This is a genomic window from Pseudoflavonifractor sp. 524-17 (genome assembly GCF_009935845.1).
Classification (GTDB): Bacteria; Bacillota; Clostridia; order Oscillospirales; family Oscillospiraceae; genus Pseudoflavonifractor_A.
On record NZ_QWEK01000018.1, the window covers coordinates 1 to 20,002 of the forward strand.

The 20,002-nt window shown below is 61.1% G+C and carries 16 protein-coding genes and 3 pseudogenes; 7 read left to right on the forward strand and 12 right to left on the reverse strand.

Features of this window, described 5'->3' with window-relative positions; genetic code table 11:
- Positions 1-76 precede the first annotated feature (76 nt).
- From D1159_RS07825 to D1159_RS07865, 5 genes and pseudogenes are all read left to right on the forward strand, one after another.
- Positions 77-427, forward strand: a pseudogene (locus tag D1159_RS07825) (alpha/beta hydrolase); the annotation flags it as partial.
- A gap of 160 nt (positions 428-587) precedes the next feature.
- Positions 588-689 (forward strand): annotated as a pseudogene (locus tag D1159_RS20195) (flavodoxin family protein); the annotation flags it as partial.
- Positions 690-858: 169 nt separating this feature from the next.
- Positions 859-1,483: pseudogene (locus D1159_RS07840) on the forward strand (flavodoxin family protein).
- Positions 1,484-1,498: 15 nt separating this feature from the next.
- Positions 1,499-3,586, forward strand: a complete 2,088-nt coding sequence (locus D1159_RS19575) for a flavodoxin (protein WP_243152178.1) — start codon at positions 1,499-1,501, stop codon at positions 3,584-3,586.
- Entirely contained in the window at positions 3,573-3,905 is a 333-nt protein-coding gene (locus D1159_RS07865) for a hypothetical protein (RefSeq protein WP_161845123.1), read from the forward strand. The genes D1159_RS19575 and D1159_RS07865 overlap by 14 nt, the downstream gene beginning before the upstream one ends.
- A 137-nt stretch (positions 3,906-4,042) precedes the next feature.
- Here the strand turns inward: D1159_RS07865 and D1159_RS07870 are convergent, their stop codons facing one another.
- From D1159_RS07870 to D1159_RS07910, 9 genes are all read right to left on the reverse strand, one after another.
- Positions 4,043-5,317 carry a hypothetical protein gene (locus D1159_RS07870; protein WP_161845124.1) on the reverse strand — a complete coding sequence of 425 codons (1,275 nt, stop codon included), beginning with the start codon at positions 5,315-5,317 and terminating at the stop codon, positions 4,043-4,045.
- A 119-nt stretch (positions 5,318-5,436) separates the two neighbouring features.
- Positions 5,437-6,264 (reverse strand): PHP domain-containing protein, encoded by an 828-nt coding sequence (locus tag D1159_RS07875; protein WP_161845125.1) that lies wholly within the window; start codon positions 6,262-6,264, stop codon positions 5,437-5,439.
- Positions 6,265-6,437: 173 nt separating this feature from the next.
- Positions 6,438-6,938 (reverse strand): polymer-forming cytoskeletal protein, encoded by a 501-nt coding sequence (locus D1159_RS07880; protein ID WP_161845126.1) that lies wholly within the window; start codon positions 6,936-6,938, stop codon positions 6,438-6,440.
- 163 nt (positions 6,939-7,101) lie between these two features.
- Positions 7,102-8,409, reverse strand: a complete 1,308-nt coding sequence (gene nagZ / locus D1159_RS07885) for a beta-N-acetylhexosaminidase (protein WP_347563655.1) — start codon at positions 8,407-8,409, stop codon at positions 7,102-7,104.
- Positions 8,406-10,466 carry a ribonuclease R gene (gene rnr, locus D1159_RS07890; protein ID WP_161845127.1) on the reverse strand — a complete coding sequence of 687 codons (2,061 nt, stop codon included), beginning with the start codon at positions 10,464-10,466 and terminating at the stop codon, positions 8,406-8,408. Before rnr ends, nagZ begins: the two co-directional genes overlap by 4 nt.
- On the reverse strand, positions 10,463-10,873 hold the full coding sequence (locus D1159_RS07895; protein ID WP_347563656.1) for a 4'-phosphopantetheinyl transferase superfamily protein: 411 nt from the start codon (positions 10,871-10,873) through the stop codon (positions 10,463-10,465). Before D1159_RS07895 ends, rnr begins: the two co-directional genes overlap by 4 nt.
- Positions 10,874-11,114: 241 nt before the next feature.
- Positions 11,115-12,179 carry an aminopeptidase P family protein gene (locus tag D1159_RS07900; protein ID WP_161845128.1) on the reverse strand — a complete coding sequence of 355 codons (1,065 nt, stop codon included), beginning with the start codon at positions 12,177-12,179 and terminating at the stop codon, positions 11,115-11,117.
- Positions 12,176-13,051, reverse strand: coding sequence for a TIM barrel protein (locus tag D1159_RS07905; protein ID WP_161845129.1), 876 nt, complete (start codon positions 13,049-13,051; stop codon positions 12,176-12,178). The genes D1159_RS07900 and D1159_RS07905 overlap by 4 nt, the downstream gene beginning before the upstream one ends.
- Positions 13,048-13,557, reverse strand: a complete 510-nt coding sequence (locus D1159_RS07910; protein WP_161845130.1) for a YqeG family HAD IIIA-type phosphatase — start codon at positions 13,555-13,557, stop codon at positions 13,048-13,050. The genes D1159_RS07905 and D1159_RS07910 overlap by 4 nt, the downstream gene beginning before the upstream one ends.
- A 221-nt stretch (positions 13,558-13,778) precedes the next feature.
- Here D1159_RS07910 and D1159_RS07915 point away from each other — a divergent pair, with 221 nt between their 5' ends.
- Positions 13,779-14,612, forward strand: coding sequence for a hypothetical protein (locus D1159_RS07915; RefSeq protein ID WP_161845131.1), 834 nt, complete (start codon positions 13,779-13,781; stop codon positions 14,610-14,612).
- Positions 14,613-14,615: 3 nt separating this feature from the next.
- Here the strand turns inward: D1159_RS07915 and D1159_RS07920 are convergent, their stop codons facing one another.
- On the reverse strand, positions 14,616-18,587 hold the full coding sequence (locus D1159_RS07920; protein ID WP_161845132.1) for an SEL1-like repeat protein: 3,972 nt from the start codon (positions 18,585-18,587) through the stop codon (positions 14,616-14,618).
- A 230-nt stretch (positions 18,588-18,817) separates the two neighbouring features.
- Between D1159_RS07920 and D1159_RS07925 the strand changes: the two genes are divergently transcribed.
- Positions 18,818-19,183 carry a DUF4180 domain-containing protein gene (locus D1159_RS07925; RefSeq protein ID WP_161845133.1) on the forward strand — a complete coding sequence of 122 codons (366 nt, stop codon included), beginning with the start codon at positions 18,818-18,820 and terminating at the stop codon, positions 19,181-19,183.
- Between the two features lie 85 nt (positions 19,184-19,268).
- Here the strand turns inward: D1159_RS07925 and rpsU are convergent, their stop codons facing one another.
- Together rpsU and D1159_RS07935 are read right to left on the reverse strand one after the other, a co-directional pair.
- Positions 19,269-19,451, reverse strand: coding sequence for a 30S ribosomal protein S21 (gene rpsU / locus D1159_RS07930; RefSeq protein ID WP_101693723.1), 183 nt, complete (start codon positions 19,449-19,451; stop codon positions 19,269-19,271).
- Positions 19,452-19,589: 138 nt separating this feature from the next.
- Entirely contained in the window at positions 19,590-19,997 is a 408-nt protein-coding gene (locus D1159_RS07935) for a VOC family protein (RefSeq protein WP_161845134.1), read from the reverse strand.
- Positions 19,998-20,002: the final 5 nt, after the last annotated feature.

The window sequence follows — 20,002 nt, forward strand, 5'->3', positions numbered from 1 at the left end:
CACAGACAACAAGCCCTTTCGGCTGCTTGAACAATTTTACCGCCTTATTTTTGTCTAACTTTTTGGGCGCACTTCACCGGAGGATGCGCCCTTTTACTTCAAGGATTATCATAACTACTACAAAACCCGGCGGGGCTATCATCCTCGCTCCCTCAACTCCAACGGCGGCTGGAACGTGATCGGCTGCATGTCTTTCCTCAACCAGCCTATCCTGGCTTACGCGGGCGAGATCCGCAGCGCGGTTCTGGTGATACACGGTGAGAAGGCCCACTCCTGCTATTTCAGCAGAGATGCCTTTGCCAAGCTGAACGGAGACAATAAGGAACTGCTCCTTATCCCCAATGCCGTCCACACCGATCTCTATGACCGGACGGACATCATTCCTTTTGACAAGCTGGTTGATTTCTTCCAGAAAAATCTGAAATAGCACATTTGGGGATGGGTACGGCGTCAAAAGCGCCGCGCCTCAGAGTGTCAAAAAACGCAAAATTTGAAGGCTCCGGAGGGAAGGATAGTGTGAAAGGGAACCGTCAGGGTTCCCTTTCGCGTTCAAGCAAACCAGCTTTCAGTTTTATTAGGAGAACACTATGAAAACTCTTGTATTAAACGGCAGTCCCCGTCCTAACGGAAATACAAAAGGTATGGTCGAAGCATTTCGGGAGGGCGCTGTGTCGGCTGGTCATCAGGTAAGGGTGTTTTCCTGGACTATCTGGGATTAGAGGGCATGGGTGTATTTACTGCCTGTGGTAGGGAAAACGGCTCCCCCGGCAAGCGCACAGAACTGCGCCGCTTTGGCGCGGAATTGAAATGAGCTCCCCCTTCCGGTGCGAAAAGCACGTCATGAAAGGAGATGTAATGATGAAGGTCTTGCTATTAAACGGCAGTACCCGCAGGAATGGCTGCACCTACCTCGCCCTCACAGAAATCGCAAAGATATTGCACGCCGAAGGGGTGGAGACAGAGCTCATTCAAATGGGCGGCGGTTCTGTCCGGGACTGCACCGGCTGCAATGGCTGTGCCGAAAAAGGCCGGTGTGTCTTTGCCGGCGATATGGTGAATGAGATCATTGCCAAGGCTCAGGAGGCTGACGGCTTTGTATTTGGCTCTCCCGTCTGCTATGCCCACCCCAGCGGACAAATTTTGTCCCTGTTGGGATAGTGTCTTTTACGCCGGAGGCAGCGCGTTCACTCACAAGCCGGGAGCTGCGGTAGTGACGGCGCGCCGCGCCGGGGCAACGGCTTCGCTGGATGTGCTGAACAAATATATGACAGACGCCGAAATGCCCGTTGTGTCCTCCACCTATTGGAACATGGTCTATGGTCCTGCCCCTGAGCTGGTGGAGCAGGACAAGGAGGGCCTGCAGACTGTGCGGAATCTGGGGCGGAATCTGGCGTGGCTGCTGAAATGTATCCGTGCAGGGCGGCAGAACGGCATTGTGCCTCCCTTCTCAGAAACAGCCTGTTGGACAAACTTCAACCGATAAAATGATGGAGGTACTATGGGCAAAAGGATATCTTTCCGCCTTGTTTTGATTTGTTTTCTCCTTACCATAACCGCCTGTGCGGCGCAGGCAGGCGGCTCTGAACAGGGCAGTCAAGCAAAGCCGTCCAGTCAGGAAGCCGGCTTTGCCGATGTTCCCGCGGACGCGTGGTATGCCGAGGCTGTTCAATATTGCAGGGAAAATGGTTTAATGGCCGGCACTTCGGATACCACCTTTGTGCCGGAAGCGCCCCTGACCCGTGCCATGCTTATTGCGATCCTGTGGCGGCAGGAGGGAAAACCGGCGGTGAATTACCTCACGCAGTTCTCCGATGTGCCAACTGGCCAGTGGTACAGTGAAGCCGTCTGCTGGGCAGCCGGAGAAAAGCTGATAGCTGGCTATGGCGACGGCCGGTTTGGCGCCAATGACCCTATTACTCAGGAACAGATGAGTCTGATTTTTCAGCGGTATACCGGCCAGCCAGTCACCAAAGATATCCCCGGCTTTGACGGCAGCTCCAAGAACGCCACAAGAGCTCAGGCCGCGGCGGCAGTGATGAACTGTGCCCAGCTTTTACAGCAGGGCACAGTTGGGGGAAAGGTGCTGGTGGCCTATTTCTCCGCCACTGGCAATACCCGTCCGGTGGCGGAGGCGGTGGCCGAGGCGACGGGCGGCGACCTCTTTGAAATCGTACCTGCTCAGCCCTACACTGCCGCCGATCTGAACTACAACACCGGCTGCCGGGCCAATGCCGAGCAGAACGACCCGGACGCACGGCCTTCCATTGCAAACGCTGTGGAGGATATGGAGCAGTATGACGTGGTGCTCATCAGCTTCCCAATCTGGTGGGGCCGCGCGCCCAAGATCATCCACACCTTTCTGGAGACCTACGATCTGAGCGGCAAAACCATCGCCACCTTCTGCACCTCCGGGGGCAGCGGCCATGAGGACGCCACACTTCGGAGCTACGAGCCAAACGCCGCCTGGCTGGAAGGCCGGCGATTCTCCGGTACCTCTCAGGTGAATGACTGGGTAAGCAGTCTTGACTTGCCCAAAACTGCGGACGGGGAGGCAAATAAGATGTATATTCAGAGCGGAAATACCGTCTGGACGGTGGCCTTGGAGAACAATCCTTCGGTCACGGCATGGAAAGAGCTGCTGTCCAAAGGGCCGCTGACTGTGGATATGAGCGATTACGGCGGATTTGAGAAGGCGGGCAGTATTGGTGCAACGCTTACCCAGACCAACCGGCAAATTACCGCCAGGCCAAGAGACATCATTCTCTATCAGGGCAGCAGTGTTAGCATCTATTACGGTGAAAACACCTGGAATTTTACCCGTTTGGGACAGGTGGACAGCGTTACAGAATCCGAGCTTAGGGCTGTGCTGCAAGCCGGCGGCGGTAATATCTCCGTTACCTTTTCGATAGACGAACCAATAGGGGGCAGCGGGGCAAGGGCGTTTGATTTTGAGACCAAAACCGTCACTCTCAGCAGCGGCTATGAGATGCCCATCAACGGGCTGGGGACATACAATCTCCATGGGGAAAGCTGCGTCAATTCTGTCAAGTCCGCCCTGGCCAGCGGGGTCCGGCTTATTGACACCGCATCCGCCTACGGCAACGAAGAAGAAGTGGGCCAAGCCATCAGAGAGGCCATGGAAGCCTTTGTTGAGGACGGAAAAATCCGTTCTCTTGGCCTGTCCAACTGGTATGTCGAGGAACTGGAAGAATTTCTGCCCCAGGTGACGATTCCTCCTGCGCTGGTGCAGAATGAGATTCATCCATACTACCAGGAAAATGATGTGATTCCCTATATCCAAGGACTCGGTATTGTGGTGCAGGGCTGGTATCCGCTTGGCGGCCGCGGCCACACGGCGGAGCTGTTAGGGGATGAAGTGATCTCCGGCATCGCACACGCCCATGGCGTATCTTCCGCTCAAGTGATTCTGCGATGGAACCTGCAAAAGGGCGTGGTGGTTATCCCCGGCTCCAGCAATCCGGAGCATATCAAGGAAAATACTGAACTGTATGATTTTACATTGAACGATGCGGAAATGGAGCAGATCAATGCTCTTGACCGGAACGAAAAGCATGATTGGTATTAAAAAGGTCTCTCCATATGCCCTGCTGCATATGGAGAGACCTTTTTTCATCCGGCAGGCCAAACAGTCCTGCGCGGATGCCCGGCTCGGAAAAGGCGGTACACGAGAGCCCCGAAAATTCTGTGTAAAAGGAGATAAAAAGCATCCTATCAGTCAAGAACGGGAAAACGAACCGTTACAAGACGAACTGGGTGGAACCAAAGATATTCTGACTGATGCTGGTCTGGTTCTTCTTCCGCAGCTATGGCCTGAACTCCCCGTTCCGGCTGTTTGCTGTTTCTTTGTTCTTACAGCGGTTCCCCTTTTCAGCGTACCGGTATAGCTCCCGATGGCTCCAAAGAATATAGATAGAACGCAGGGGAATATACTTATGGCTCTCGTGGATGGTGTTCTGCACCTCCCGCCTATAAGGTGTTACAGCACAAGATGTTGGAAAATAATGGTATCTCCTGAGGCCGATCAGGACGATACGGGCCGAGCATTCCGCTCCGACCAAGCAAAAAGAAGCGTACCGCAAATGGCGTTGACGCACATCCCGAAGCCAAACAGACAACAAATGAACTCAATGCTGGCGGAAAACACGCCATGCCAGTAAAGGTAATACATAATCCCATAGTATCCAATGTTAACAACAGCAGAAATCGCACAATTATACGCTGTTTTTCCTGCGGCCGTAAATATATTACTAAAAATGGAGCTCACGGCATAGGCAGCGTAAAACGGCAGCAGTGTGAAAACAATGCGGCAGATGGGCTCTGGGTCTTCGATTCCCATTATGTACTGGAAAAATGGCTTCCACGCAGGTCTGGAGATCGCCCACAGAAGAACAATAACAGCGGCAGCTTTGAAATAGTTTCCGACCCGCTCCGGCGTGTTTTCCCGCTTTATAATCTCCGCAAGGGCTGAAATGGGAATGAGCAAAAACCCCCAGATAAAATTGTTTGCCACCCAATAGTTCCCCTGCTCCGCCACATCATTGACCATTTTGCAGACGATCAGAGCGTAAATGAGGTTATCCAACAGGATCTGAGCGCCGGAAAACGCCCCAATCTTCGCCCATTGCCGGAGCCACCCATATCCATTTGCGGATGACTGTGCCGGCGCCTGCCAAAATCTTGAATGTTCCACCAGCGCAAAGCAAATTAGTCCCGCAAAGAGGTTGATCGCGATGTTTGAACATGCAGCCCCATTTACCCAAAACACCGGAATGAAGAATAGATCCGCCAAAATGGTCAGGGCGGCCCTCCCTACCGTGAGAGCCACGATATAGGACGGCTTCCCTGCAACAACAAATACCACCACAGCAAAGCTGGAAATATATCCCGCAATGAATGCGATCGTCTCCAAGCGCAGATAGCAGATGATATCAGCGCTCGCGTCACCTGTCATGAATTGTGTGATATTTGAGCACAAGACAAAACAAACAATGGAAAAGACGGCATACAGTGTGGTGGAAACCACAAAGCTGCAATGGATTCGCTGTTTCAATACGCCTGGCTCACCTTTTACTGTATTGAGCAAATGATACAGCGGCACGATCAGGAATGCCTGGAGCGTTTCGTTGAGCAAATCGAACCATTCGATATGGCCAGCAATCCCAAGTCCGTCCGTATCTGGAACACTGCTGATGAGACTGGTCCGAACGCATTGGTGCAGAAATGGGATGATAAGAAGCAAGCATAAGGACAGAAACAGATCTCTCCGGCTGTTTCGTTCAAAAGGTGGATTTTTCATAGATCTCTTATAAAAGCGAGCAAATTTTCTTTTATTACAGCGCAACTATCCGCCTATTATAACTTCCAAATAACAAAGCCGCCGCCTTGTACATGATGGGTTGAAAAAGCTTCCTCCTGTCATCTTTCAAACGGAATTCCCAGCCACTGAAGGTCCAGCTCCAGCGCGGCCAGGAAGATATCCGGCTTGACCCGCTCCCCGTGGAAGTCGCTTCCCCCGGACACATGCAGCCCGTATCTTTTTGCCAGCTTCAGATAGAATTCCGTCTGCGCCAGGGTGTGCCGCGGATAGAAGCACTCGATGGCGTCCAGTCCGTACTCTTTCAGCCTGCGCACCAGGGCCTCCACCTGTTCCTCAGACGCCCGCAGCTGGTATGGATGGGCCAAAGAGACGGCCCCTCCGGCGGATTTGATGGCCGCCACGCAGGTTTCCATATCCGCCTTAAAGCGCTCAATCCGCTGGTATTCCTCAGTATCCAGATAGCGGTCAAAGGCCTCCCGGTTTGTGGCTGCATAGCCCTGCCGCACCAGCACCTGGGCGAAGTGGGGCCGGGCGATGATCTCCCCGCCGGCCACCTCTTCCACCTCGTCCAGAGAGATATAAACCCCTTTTTCCCGCAGGAAGTCAATGATCCGATATTTCCGCTCATCCCGCCCAGCCTTCAGCTTTTTACACAGCTCTGTCAGGGGTGAGGGCACCATGGTAAAGCCATAGCCTAAAATATGCAGGCTGCGGTGCTCCTTGGCGCCCAGTTCAATTCCCGGCACCACCCGCAGGTCTTGGGCAATCCCTGCCTGGATCGCCTCCGCCGCGCCCTCCGCTGTGTCGTGGTCCGTCAGGGCCAGCACCTCCAGCCCCCGGGCCTTTGCCAGCCCCACCAGCTCCGTGGGGGTATACTGCCCGTCTGAGGCAGTGCTGTGAGTATGAAGATCAGCCAAAACGGCCATCGAGCAGATCTCCTTTCTAAGATTTACCCCAGCGCCCTTTCAACAGGCGCTGGGGTAAGCGAGAGTCTATTTGATAAATGGCAATCTCCCCAACAACAAGATTTTTTAACGCGGTATGGCGAAAAAGACTTGCTGTTTGGGCACCCTGACATTTTTCAAGCAAGGCCGGATACTCAGCTTTCTTCTTCCTCCGCTTCCTCGCCCACCTTGTAGTTAGGGCCGAACTGGAGGTTGTCCAGGGCAGGTCCCTCCGGCTGGGCCGGAGCGGGGACCGCTTCCTCCCGAATCATGGTACTGCGGCCGTTCAGGCGGCTGCCGTCCTCCAGAACCATGGAAGGGGTGGTCACATCCCCCTCTACATTTCCTGTTTTTTCTAGACGCAGATGGCTGCGGGCCATAATATCACCCACAACATGGCCGGAAATGCGCACCACGTCCGCAGACACCGGTCCCTGAATGGTGCCGGTGCTGGTCACGATGACCGAACCGCTCACCGCGATCTCACCCTCTACGTTTCCTTCTACCTGAACAACGCCCTCACCCCGAATCGCGCCGGACACCGTCACGCCCTTGGTAATCACAGTATTGGGCCGCGGCTTGGGCAGACTGGGCAGTTCCTCCCTCTGCTCTTCTTCCTTGTCCACAATGGTACTCGGTTCTACTCTCGGTTCCACTCTTGTCTGTCCTCCAAACAGGCCCATAATTTGTTTCTCCCCTTTTTGTAAATATGAAGGCGGTTTCCGCCTGGGTCAACGGCAACATCCCACGGCATTCCAGCATTCCCGGCTGTGAATGCTGGAATATCCATTTAAATAAATCGGCAGTTTTTTCAAAAGTTTAAGGGGTCTGCCCCTGTGTTTCTGACAGCAGCGCCAGAAGGGCTCTGATCTGGGCGTTCACGGTCTCCACATCCGCCGGCCCGACCGGTTCATTGCTCAGGCCAGTCTGGTATTTCAGTGTCAGAATCCGCTGAACGCTCTCGTCCAGGCGGCTTTCCGGAATGCGTCCCTCTTCCACTGCGGCCAGAATGCTCTCATAGGCCGCCGTCAGGTTTGCCTCCCCGCTGCAAATCAGCAGCACGTCGCACCCGGCCTCCACCGCCAGTACCGCGGCCGTCCCCATGTCGTAGGTATCCGCCACCGCCGCCATAGTCAGGTCGTCTGTGAACACCACTCCCTGAAAGCCCATCTCCCGGCGCAGCAGCCCGTCCACCACTTTTGGGGACAGGGAGGCGGGACAGGATCCGTCCAGGGAGGTTTCCACAATATGGGCCACCATAATGGCGGGTATGCCCCGGTCGATGGCGGTCTGGAAGGGGAGCAGCTCCTGCCGCCGCAGCTCCTCCAGGGACTTTTCCACCACCGGCAGTCCCACGTGGGAATCGGCCGCAGTGTCTCCGTGGCCCGGGAAGTGCTTCGCCACCGGGATGACGCCCCGGTCCGTAATCCCCTCCCACAGGGCGCTGCCCAGCCGGGACACCGCGGCTGGATCTGTCCCCAGGGCCCGGCCTCCAATGACCGTGTTGTCCGGGTTGGACCAGATGTCCAGGCAGGGGGCACAGTTCACATTCAGGCCGAAAGCGGCACACTCCGCCCCCAGCAGCCGGCCCAGCCGGGCACACAGGGTACTGTCCCCCGTCTGACCAAAGTCCAGCGCCTGGGGCACATCCGCCACCTCCGGCGGCATCCGGGATACCAGCCCCCCCTCCTCGTCCACACACAGAAAGAGGGGGATGTAGTCCCCGTTCAGCGCCTTGAGCCGGTTGGTCAGCCCGGTAAGCTGCTGGGCGCTGTCCACATTGTATCCGAAGAGGATGATGCCGCCCACCTGATATTCCTCTATGGCCTGCCGGGCGTCCTCTCCGGCCTCAACGCCCTCTATCCCCGCCACCAAAAGCTGGCCCACCTTCTGCTCCACTGTCATGGTCGCCAGCCGCCGCTCCGCGGGAGATTCCGTGGGAACCGGCGCGGGCTGGGGAGCGGGCGTGGGGCTGGCCGGAGCCGGCGTCACCGCCGCCGTAGCGGCAGGCGTACCGGCGTTCTGGTCCGCAGAGGGAAAGAGGGGTTCCCTCTCCCTGCCTCCGCCGCAGGCCGCCAGCGTGAGGGCGGTCAGAATCAGCGCCGGGAGGAGCCTGTGTCTTCTCACTTCTTTCTCCTCCCCCGGTTCTGCCTGGGCGGATGGCTGGAACGGCGGCCCGGCTTTTTCCCCACTCGCCGCTCTGCCAGCTTGGGCCGCTTTTCTGCCGGCGGCGCGGCAATCGGGACGCCCCCAGGCAGCTGGAAGTCCACCCGGCCGCTCCCTGGCTCAGCGGAGCAGCACACCACCTCCACAGGGGTGCCCAGGGTATAGCACACGCCGGACTGACTTCCGGTAAGGGTCATCCGCTCCTCGTCAAATTGATAGCCGCCGCCGGGCAGGGCCCCCACCGGCAGGAAGCCCTCCACCCCCTCATCGGTCAGCACAAACAGCCCCAGCCGCGCCACGCCGGACACCACTGCGGAGAAGGTCTCTCCAATCCGCCCGGCCATATACGCCGCCAGATAGCATTTTTCAATTTCCCGCTCTGCGGTCTGGGCGGCCAGCTCCCGCTCGGAGGACTGCCGCGCCGCCTTTGCCGCGGCGCCGGACAGCCTCCGCGCCGCCTTTCCCTCTGCCCCCTCCTCCAGCAGCGCCGTCAGACAGCGGTGGATCATCAGATCCGGGTAGCGCCGGATGGGGGAGGTAAAGTGACAGTAATACCTGGCCGCCAGGCCGAAATGCCCCACATTCTGCGGCTCATACCGCGCCTTCATCATTGCGCGCAGCACCGCGGTGTGGACCAAAAATTCTTCTGGCCGTCCGGCAGCCTGGTCGAGAATTTTTTGCAGAGAGAAGTTGTCCGGCTCCCGGAAGCCGTATCCCAGGGGGGACAGCAGCGTCCGCAGGGCCTGCGCCTTCTCCTCCCCGGGCTTTTCGTGGATGCGGTACACCGCCGGGGCCCGCAAATTGGCCAGATGCTCCGCTACGCACTCGTTTGCCGCCAGCATAAAGGACTCAATGATCCCCTCGCTCTCTCCCGGCGCGCGCATCCGCACCTCCACCGGCTGACCCGTCTGGCCGCACAAGATCTCCCGCTCCCGGCTCTCCAGCGCCAGGCTGCCCCGAAGGCGGCGCCTGCGCTCCAGCACCTTGGCCAGCCTGCTCATCTCCCGGAGCATGGGCACAATAGGGGCGTACCGCCGGGCCAGATCTCCGTCCTCTCCCTTCAGCAGGGCGTTGCAGTCTCTATAGGTCATCCGCTCTGCCGTGCGTATCACCGACTTTTGAATGGTGTACTCCGCCACGGAGCCATCCGGGTTCATGGTCATGATACACGACAGGGTGAGCCGGTCCACCTGGGGATTAAGAGAACAGATCCCGTTGGACAGCTCTACCGGCAGCATAGGGACCACCTCCCCTGGGAAGTAGACCGACGTGCCCCGGCTCCACGCCTCCTCATCCAGGGCGGAGCCCATGGGGACATAGTGGCTCACATCCGCAATGTGTACCCCCAGCACCGTACGCCCCTGGGCATCGGTCTCCACAGAAACCGCGTCGTCCAGATCCTTGGCGCTGGCGCCGTCAATGGTAATAATGCACTTCTCCCGCAGGTCCAGCCGGCCGGTCAGATCGGCGGCGCATACCGCCTGAGGGGCGCGCCGGGCCTGCTCCTCCGCCGCCTTGGGAAAGTCCCGCTCAATCTTCTGGCCGTACAGGATGGCCTCCACCGCCGCATCCAGAGAGCCGTCCCGGCCGAACACCTCAGCCAGGGCGCCCATGGGCGGCTGCTTGGCGGTGCCGTAGCTGGCCACGCTCACCGCCGCCTTATCCCCGGCCCGGGCGCCGGCAGTCTTCCCCGTCACCAAAATGGGCTGGCGGAGCTTCTCTCCCTCCGGCACCAGCCAGACCTCTCTGCCCTGCCGGCGCAGCACGCCGATCACCGTTCGGTTCTTCCGCACCAGGATCGCCGTCACCCGGGCGGTGCGCCGCTCCCCGCCGTTGGTCGGGTCACCAACCGGCTCAATGGCCACCGTGTCCCCGTCCCAGGCCCCGTTCTCCTGCCGCGGGGGAATAAAGTAGTCCCCCAGCAGGTCTCCGGCCGTCTCCGGCGTCACAAAGCCAAAGCTCCGCCCCGCCGCCTGATAGACGCCGGTGGTTTTTTCCGTCTTATTCTTCCTGCTCATACCGGCTCCTCCGATAACCACATCAACGTTCCGGGCTCCGCCTCGCCGCAACAGGCCGCCCGCCAGTCCGGGCCGCCGTAGGCCCGCAGCCACAGGCCCTGCCACCGGGCACACTCCCCCGGCGCCAGCAGCGGCGCCTCAATCCGCCGCGCCGCCCGGTCCAGCCCCTGCCCGGTATATTTACAGATGCTCTCCTTCAACGTCCAAAGGGTGTAAAAATCCTCCCACCGGCCACCCTGGGCCTCATACCACCGAAACTCCCGGTCCGACATAATATACCGGGGCAGTGCGGGACGGCGGGGCCTGATTGCCTCAATATCCACCCCCAGAGGGGCGTCCCCCACGCCGCACAGGGCAAAGGGCCCGCTGTGGCTGAGGTTGAAGTGAAGCCTCTCCCCCGCCAGCACCGGCTTCCCCCCTGGCTGCCGGAGCGCCGGCGGCACATAGCCGCACCGGGCCCGCAGTACCGCCCGCAGCAGCTTATGGGCTGCCGGCCGGCTTTTCTCCGCCCGGGTTCCATACAGGCTGTATATCTCTACACCCCCTTTGGGACTTTGGAAACTACCCTCATTTTACCCCATTTCCCTAAAAAATGCAACTGTTCCATAACAAATGCCGGAGGCCTTTCCAGTGCCTCCGGCATCGCCGTTACAGTATAATCAGTTCCTTGGGGGCAAGGGTGATGTTCTCGCAGCCGTCCTCGCGGAGGATGAGCACATCCTCAATGCGCACGCCAAAACGGCCGGGGAGGTAAATCCCCGGCTCGGCGGAGATGGCCGCTCCCACAGGCATGGGCTCCTGGTTGCGGCTGTTGGCGTTGGGGGACTCATGGATCTCAATGCCCACGCTGTGGCCGAAGCCGTGGCCGAAGTACGCCCCATATCCCGCGTCTTCAATCACCTTGGCCGCCGCGTTGTGGATGTCACAGCCCGGCACGCCGGCCCGGGCCGCGGCAATGCCTGCCAGCTGGGCGTCCAGGACGGTCTGATAGACCCTGCGCATCTCCTCATCCGGCTCTCCCAGGGCCACGGTGCGGGTCATATCGGAGCAGTAATTGCCAAACTTGCAGCCAAAGTCCATGGTGATAAACTCCCCCCGCTCCACCTTTTTATCGCTGGGGATGCCGTGGGGCAGACTGCCGTTGGGCCCGGAGACCACAATGGGGTCAAAGGACACCTTCTCCGCGCCGGCGCGGAGCATATCGTACACCAGCTTGGCGGCGATCTCCTTCTCCGTCATGCCGGGCTGAATGAACTTCAAAATTTCCACAAAGGCCCGCTCGGCGATCCGCTGGGCCTGGATGAGGGCCTCCCGCTCCTCCCCGTCCTTGCTGGCCCGGAGGGTATCCAACAGCTTCTGGGCGGGCGCCAGCTCACAGGGATACTCCTTTTCACAGGCCCGGTAGGCCGCCAGGGTCATATACCCCTCCTCAAAGCCCAGCTTCTGGATCTTCAGCTCCTCAATGGCCTGCCGGGTGAGCATACGCTGGGTCTGTTCCGCGGTGTTCTGGGTGATCTTCGCACCGGTGACCAGCTTATCCGCCGATTCAATGTAGCGGGAGTCGGTGAAATAGCGGCACTCCCCCCGGGTCACTATCACGGTGCCCTCGCCGTGGAAGCCCACGGCGTAAAACTCGCCGGGCTCACTGGTAATAAGCATAGCGTCCAGCTCAAACTCCTCCAGCTTGGCGGCAATCTGCTTCAGATGATTCATGTCAGTTTCTTCCTTTCCTCACTGTTTTCTCGATACGCAGCATAGGCCCGCTTCATGGCCAGCGCGTCCTCCGCCTGGGTACCGGCGGACTCGCAGATGAAGGTGGGGCTCCATCCCCGGCGGGCCACCTCCTCCATCAGGGGCAGCGGATCGGGGCCGAACTCGCTCTGAGCAAAGGTCAGGTGCATTTTCTCCCCGCCCTTCTGAGTAAAGGCGATTTTGGAGAAGTGGCTGTGGAACCGGCTGGCCCGTTCCGCCCCCAGCACACCTTCAATCTTGTCCAGCATCGCCACGCAGGCCTCCCGGCCGTCCAGCGCCCCCAGGGTGCGGGCGTACAAGTGGCCGAAGTCCACGGTGGGCACCAGCCGCTCATCCAGGGTACACAGCGAGAGCACCTCGTCCAGATCCCCCAGCTGGTTGATCTTCCCCATGGTCTCGGGACACAGGGCGATATGGCCGTACCCCGCCCCGTCGCAGGCCGCCAGCACCTCTCTCAGGGAGCGTTTCGCAATTTCCAAGGCCTCTCCCCGGGTGCGCTTCATCAGGGCGCCGGAGTGGATGACCACCCGTTCCGCCCCCATCCAGTCCGCCGCCTCACAGGCGGCGGTGATATAGCCGATGGTCTTCTCCAGGCTCTCCGGCTCCGGGTTGGCCAGATTGATAAAATAAGGGGCGTGGAGGGACAGTCCGATCCCCGCCGCCCGTGCCGCCTGTCCAATGCTCCGGGCGGTGTCCTCCTTGATGTTGACCCCCTTGCCGCACTGGTATTCGTACACGTCCAACCCCAGCTCCGCCAGCCAACCCGGGGCCTTGGCCGAGGATTTATAAGGAAACGACTCACTGTTCCCCGCCGGGCCGAATTTCGCGCTCATCTCTTTTTCCCTCTTCTCTTTGCCAAAATGCGGAAGGGCCACTCCGCCCCGTACCGCAGGTACCGCCCCGGATTGCCGGCCAGCCGGATGGGCTCCACCAGTATGGTGCCCACCCCGGCGTTTTTCCCGCCCAGGATGTCGGTAAAAATCTGATCCCCCACAATGGAGGTCTCTTTTGGGGCCGCCCCCATCCGCTCCATGGCCTGTCGGAAGGAGGCCGGCCTGGGCTTGCCGGCGTGGCCGATATAGGGCACCCCCAAAGCCCCGGCAAATCTCATGGCCCGCTCCGGCCGGCGGTTGTTGGAGAGGATGAACAGGCGCACCCCCGCCCGGGCCAGATCCGCCGTCCACGTCCGCAGGGCCTCCTCCGGCTCCGCCTGCCCGTAGGGCGCCAGGGTATTGTCCAGATCCGCCAGCAGCAGCCGGATCCCCGCCGCCGCCAGCGCCTGGGGCTCAATGTCAAACACGCTGGAATATACCTGATCCGCCAACAGAGATGGGATCACAGGCCGCCCCCTTTCCGCAGGACTGTTTTTTTCCCGTCCCGCATAGAGTACAGATACAGCCGCCGCGCAAGGACAACAGGTCTGACGGCAGCTCAGGAAACAATTTGACTGCGAGCGCCTTTTACCTAATAAAAGGCCCGCTGACTGGAGATATTGACAGATTTCAAGCAATGCCTATTATAGCATTCGCCTATTGTGGATGCAAGGGGGGTACCTGACAAATGGTTACCAGCTGCAAACTAATTCTTACCGCGCCGCCGGCGGACTGCCGGGCCGCCCAGGCCGCCGGCTTTCCCGTGGCTCATCTGGCCTACCGGGTGGGAGGCGGTCCCCATCTGTTCCGTTCCAAACTGCCGGTGGCCGCCCGGGGCGGCCTCATGGCCATGGACCACCAGGGCTTTGACGGCCGTGGGGAGCCCTCCGCCTTCTGCCAGGAGGTGCTGCGGGAGTGTTCCGCCAGGGGATTTTCCGGGGTCTGCTGTCTCTTTGAGGGCCGTCCCCTCCCTCTGCTCCAGCAGGTGGCGGCACAGCTGGGGGAGCTGCTCCAGCGCCGGGGCTGGCCCCTCTATGTCCCGGAGGCTTACGGCGCCAGCGCTCCCCATGCGTTGGTTCTCATCTCCTCCGCTCTCTCCGGCGGCTCCCTGCGCCAGCGCCTGACCGACGCCGCCCAGAAATTCGGTGCCGGCCGTCTCGCCCTGTATGTGGAGCGGGTGGCGGAGGACTTCTACCTCCCCTCCCCCACCGGCCGGGGCGCCCCCCTCAGCCGGACGGAGTTGGCTGAGCGGCTGGAGCAGCTCTCTCCCTCCGTCTATTTTTCCAAGGACCTGTGCGCCCGCTATTTTACCTACATGGCAAAAGAAAACGGAGCCCACTTCGTCCTCTTTGACGATGCGGGCTCCATTGCGAAAAAGCTTCAGCTGGCCGGCAGTCTTGGCGTCGGCCACGCCCTGCTCTCCTATTCGGAGGCAGACGATCTTCTGCCGGATCTGGCCAAGCTGCTGGCGCAGAAAAGTACGCCGGATTCCAACCCCCGCCCGGGCGCCAACGGCGTGTGACGGCTATCCCTGCGCCCGCAGGCGCTGAAGCAGTCCCTCCAGCTGCTGGCGCAGCGCGGCGTCTTCCTCGTCTTCCAAATCGTCGCTGTCCAACGCCTCCTGGCACAGACGCAGGGCCCGGGCCGGATCCGCTTCCACTACCCTGCCCTCCGCATAGCACAGGGCCAGGCGGTACATTCCCTCGGCGTCCCCCTCCTGGGCGGCGCGCTGGAAGTACTCCACCGCCTTGGCCGGATTGGCCGGCACCTGGATGCCCCCCTCATAGAACCGTCCCAGGGCGCAGGAAGCGCTTATGTCCCCCAGGGTATCGGCCTTTTGGTAGTAGGACAGGGCTTTGGCCAGATCCACCGCCACGCCTTGGCCCCGCTCATAGCATTCGCCCAGGTTGTAGGTGGCGGTATCGTCCTCCTGATCCGCCGCCTTTTGATACAGCTCCAAGGCCTTAGCGTAGTCCTGCGGAACCCCCCGGCCCGCCCGGTAGAGCTCGGCCAGGTCGTTCATCCCCCGAAGGCTGCCTGCATCCGCCCCTTTCCGGTACCACTCGGCGGCCAGGGCGTAATCCTGCTCCACGCCCTTGCCCTTCTCATAGCACCAGGCCAGGTTGCACATGGCGAACGCCACCCCAGCAGCTGCGGCCTTCCGATACCACCGGGCCGCCTTTTCCCAGCTCTGGGGGACCCCCCGGCCCTTCTCGTACAGCCAGCCGATGGAACCCAGGGCCGGGTTATACCCCGCGTCCGCCGCCTTGCGGAACCAGGTCATGGCAGTGGCGTAGTTGCGATCCACGCCCTCCCCGTCGGAGTAGGCGTGGCCCAGGTTGTTCATGGCCACCCGGCTGCCGGCCTCCGCCGCCTTCCGGTACCACTGGGCCGACGCGGCGTAATCCTGCTTCACCCCGTACCCCTTGTCGTAGAGGTAGCCGATGTTGCACATACCGCTGGCGTCCCCCTGGTCCGCCGCCTTGCGGTACCACCGCATGGCGGCGGCGTAGTCCTGCCGCACGCCGTCCCCCCGGCGGTACAGGGTGCCGATGGCGTCCATGCAGCGGCTGCTGCCGGCCTCCGCCCCCCGGCGGTACCAGAGCAGCGCCTTGGCGTAGTCCTGAGGGGTTCCCTTGCCATTGGCGTGGCACCAGCCCAAATTGCCCATGGCCGTTGGGTTTCCGGCTTTGGCGCTGCGCTCGTACCAGCGCACCGCCTCTTCCCAGTCCTGCTGGACGCCCAAGCCCTTTTCGTAGAGCCAGCCCACGGAGCACATGGCGGCGGCGTGGCCCTTTTCCGCCGCCCGCTGGAACCAGGTCAGGGCGGCGGCGTAGTCCTGCTCCACCCCCTCACCGTCGGAGTAGCAGTGGCCCAGGTTGTTCATGGCCATCCGGTCCCCCCGCTGGGCGGACTGGCGGTAGAGCTCCGCCGCCTTGGCCTGGTCCTGCTCCACGCCCTCGCCGTTGTCGTACATCCAGCCCAGGCCCCGCAGGCACCGGGCGTCCCCGCCCTGATCCACGCCCTTCTGATACAGCTCCAGCGCTTTGGCGTAGTCCTGGGGCACGCCCTTGCCGTTTTCATAGCACCAGGCCAGGTTGCCCATGGCCCAGCAGTCTCCGGCCTCGGCCCCCTGCCGGTACCAGTGGGCGGCCTGCTCCCAGTCCTGCTCCACCCCCAGGCCCTTCTCATACAGCCAGCCGATGCAGCTCTTGGCGTCCGGGTGGCCCTGGTCCGCGGCCTTGCGGTACCACGCCATGGCGGCGGCGTAGTCCCGCTTGACGCCTTCGCCCAGCTCATAGGACCGGGCCAGATTGTACTGGGCCCGGGGCAGGCCCAGATCGGCGGCCTTCTGATACCACTCCGCCGCCTTCTTCTGGCTCCTGCGCACCCCGCCGCCCACGTCGTAGCACCAGCCCAGGTTGCACATGGCGTCCTGGTTCCCCAGCTCGGCGGCCCTCTGGTACCACACCGCCGCCCGCTTCAGATCCTTCTTGACGCCCTCGCCCCGCTCATAGCGCAGGCCGAGGCTGCACATGGCGTCCGCGTCTCCCTGCTCGGCGGCCTGACGGAACCAGTGGACCGCCTGGGCCTCGTCCCGCTCTACGCCCCGGCCCTTGCTGTACATCCAGCCCAGGTTGTACTGGCTCAGCCGTTCGCCCCGCTCGGCGGCCCAAAGGTACCAGCGCACTGCCTCTTGATCGTCCTGTTCCCGGCCCCAGCCCCGCTCGGCGGACAGGCCCAGATAGAACCCCGCCCGAGTCACGTTGAACTTTGCGGCTGTCTGGAAGTGCTCCACCGCCGCCGCCCGGTCCTCTGGGACCCCTTTTCCGTTCCACAGGCACAGGCCCAGCCAGTATGCCCCCTCCGGGTAGTCCGACTCCTCGGCCCGGCGGAACCAGCTGACCGCGGTCTCGCTGTCCTCTTCCACGCCGCAGTCGCCGTAGTAGTAGTTGATGCCCACATAGCACATGGCCCGGCCGTAGCCCCGCTGGGCGGCCCGGAGGTACAGCGCCATAGCCTGGGCGGGATCCTTCTCCGTCCCCCGACCGTTCTCCAGACAGACGCCCAGATTGGTCATCGCCCGGGGGAAGTCCTGATCGGCGGCCCTGCGGTACCAGGCCACCGCCTGTTCCATGTCCTGCTCCACCCCTGCGCCGAACTCGTAGCACCAGGCCAGGTTGCACTGGGCGGGGGCGTCCCCGGCCTCGGCGGCGGCGCGGTAGAGCGCCGCCGCCCGCTCCTTGTCCTCTTCCACGCCCTCGCCGGTCTCATAACACAGGCCAAGCTCCCGCATGGCCCGTGGGTAGTTCTGCTCCGCCGCCTTGGCGTACCACTCCACCGCCTGCGCCGGATCCTGCTCCACACCGCTGCCCACGCTGTAGCAGAAGCCCAGATTGCACATAGCGGGAGCGTAACCCCGCTGGGCGGCTTCCCGGTAGAGCTCCACCGCCTGCTCCATGTCTTTTTCCACACCGTCGCCCCGCTCCAGGCAGACGCCCAGATTGGTCATGGCCCGGGGATAGCCCCGTCCGGCGGCCTTGCGGTACCACTCCACCGCCTGCGCCGCGTCCTGCTCCACGCCCTCGCCCATCTCATAGCACCAGGCCAAGCTGCACTGCCCCCGGGGATCTCCCCGCTCGGCGGCGGACCGGTACCACCGGGCGGCTTCCGCCATGTCCTCGGCTACTCCGCTGCCGTTCTCGCAGCACCAGGCGTAATTCCCCATAGCCCGGACGTCTCCGGCCTGCGCGGCCTGAAGATAATAGGCTGCGGCCTGCTCCATATCCGGCTCCACGCCGATCCCCGCCTCATAGCACACCCCCAGGCAGCACAGGCCGTCGGGATAGCCCTGCTCCGCGGACCGGCGGTACCAGCGCACCGCGGCGGCGGGATCCTGCTCCACCCCCTCGCCGAACTCATAGCGGCGGCCCAGCTCCGACTGCCCCCCGGGGTCCCCCTGGAAGGCGGCGGCCTTCAGCCACTCCAGACCGGCGGCGGTATCCTGCTCCACACCGATCCCCCGCTCATAGCAATGCGCCAGCAGAATCTGGGCCCGGGGGAAGGTCTCCTCCGCCGCCTTGCGGTACCACTCCACCGCCCGGGCCGGGTCGGGGGCGGTGCCGATGCCGTGCTCAAGACAGAAGCCCAGATTGCACATGGCAGGCACGTAGTCCAGCAGAGCGGCCTGCTCGTACAGCCACACCGCCTGACGGGGGTCGGCCTCAATGCCCACCCCGTTTTCCATGCACCACCCCAGGTTGCTGATGGCGCAGGCGTCCCCCATGCCGGCGGCAATGCGGAAGCACTGAAGCGCCCGCTTTTCGTTTTGGTTCTCCCCCTCGGTCCACCAGCCGCCTAAAATGGTCCAGTCCCGGCTGGTCAGCTCCGAGTCCTCCACCGCTTCCATGGTAAGCCCGCACTCAGGGCAGCACTCGGGCCGGTCCTCCTGCTCCATAACGCAGAAACAGTCTGAATTGGTACAGCGATAGATCATAACAGGTTCTGCCCCTCTCTTATCAGCACTCTATCATTTCGCTTCGTAATTTATTATTGTATCACGCTTCCCCCGCCATTGCAAGGCGGCCGCCCCCGTCCTTCGCGGGGCGGCTTTTCCGTCAAAAACCGCCCTTCTTTGAAAATTTTCCTTGTAAACCGCCCCGTTCTCCCCTATAATATGAAAAATAATTGGAATTTGTACTGCGCATCCCAAATCTGGAGGACAACATGAAGATTGAATCGCTGAACGAGAACAATACCGGTATTGCCCTTGTCACCGGCGGGGAAAAAATCATCACAGACGCCGCCTCCGCGCTGGATCTGGCAATGACCGTTCGATATGAGACCGGCGCAGACAAAATCGCCCTTGACAAAGCGATCCTCGCGGAAGATTTTTTCGTGCTCAGCACAGGGCTGGCCGGGGAGATTTTGCAGAAATTCATCAATTACCGCATCAAAGCCGCCATCTGGGGGGACTACTCCCACTACACCAGCAAGCCGCTGAGGGATTTTATCTATGAGTCAAACCACGGCAAAGACTTCTTCTTTGTCGCCACAAAAGAAGAGGCCATCCAGCGGCTGGCCCGGACCTGATCCGTCCCGGTATGAATTTCAATTATTGGATAGGGCCGCGGTTGAGAAAAGCCCCGCACCATTTCTGGTGCGGGGCTCGGCCTGCTTAATAAAACTTCTTGCGGTTCTTACGGGCAGCCTCAGACTTCTTGCGGCGCTTGACGCTCGGGCTCTCGTAGTGCTCACGCTTGCGCACTTCGGCCAGGACGCCCGACTTCGCACAGCTGCGCTTGAAACGCTTCAGCGCGTTCTCCAGAGACTCGCCATCCTTAACGCGGACTTCCGACATTGATTTCCCCTCCCTCCGAAGCGGCGGTCACGCCGCCAAAGGGCCACATACTGATAGTTATGGCTTTAACAGTAATATATTATATGCAATCCGCTCATACTTGTCAAGATGGATTTTTCCCACATTTGGGAAACGCATTCAATATTCCCGGAAAAACTCAATATCCTCTCCGGCGGGGCCTTTGCAGAACGCGATGCGGATGGGGTAATCCGGCCCCAGCGATTTGTCCGCCGGCTCCACAAAGACGGTCTGCCCCGCCGCTTTTGCCAGCGCGGCCATCCGGTCCACATCCTCCACCTGAAGGGCCAGATGAGGGAAACGGCCCTTCTCCGCCGCCGGTGCGCCGTTGGCCATAATCTCCAGAAGGCAGCCGCCCAGATCCAGCATACAGCTCCGGTTCTCTCCCGCGCCCCAGGCCCGGACTTGGGCAAAGCCCAGCACCTGGGTGTAGAAGCGGACGGCCTCCTCAAAGGCCGCCTCGCCCCCGGTTTTCAGGCAGATGTGGTGTACGCCCTTTATCCCGTTCTTCCGCTGCCTTTCCGTCATAAACG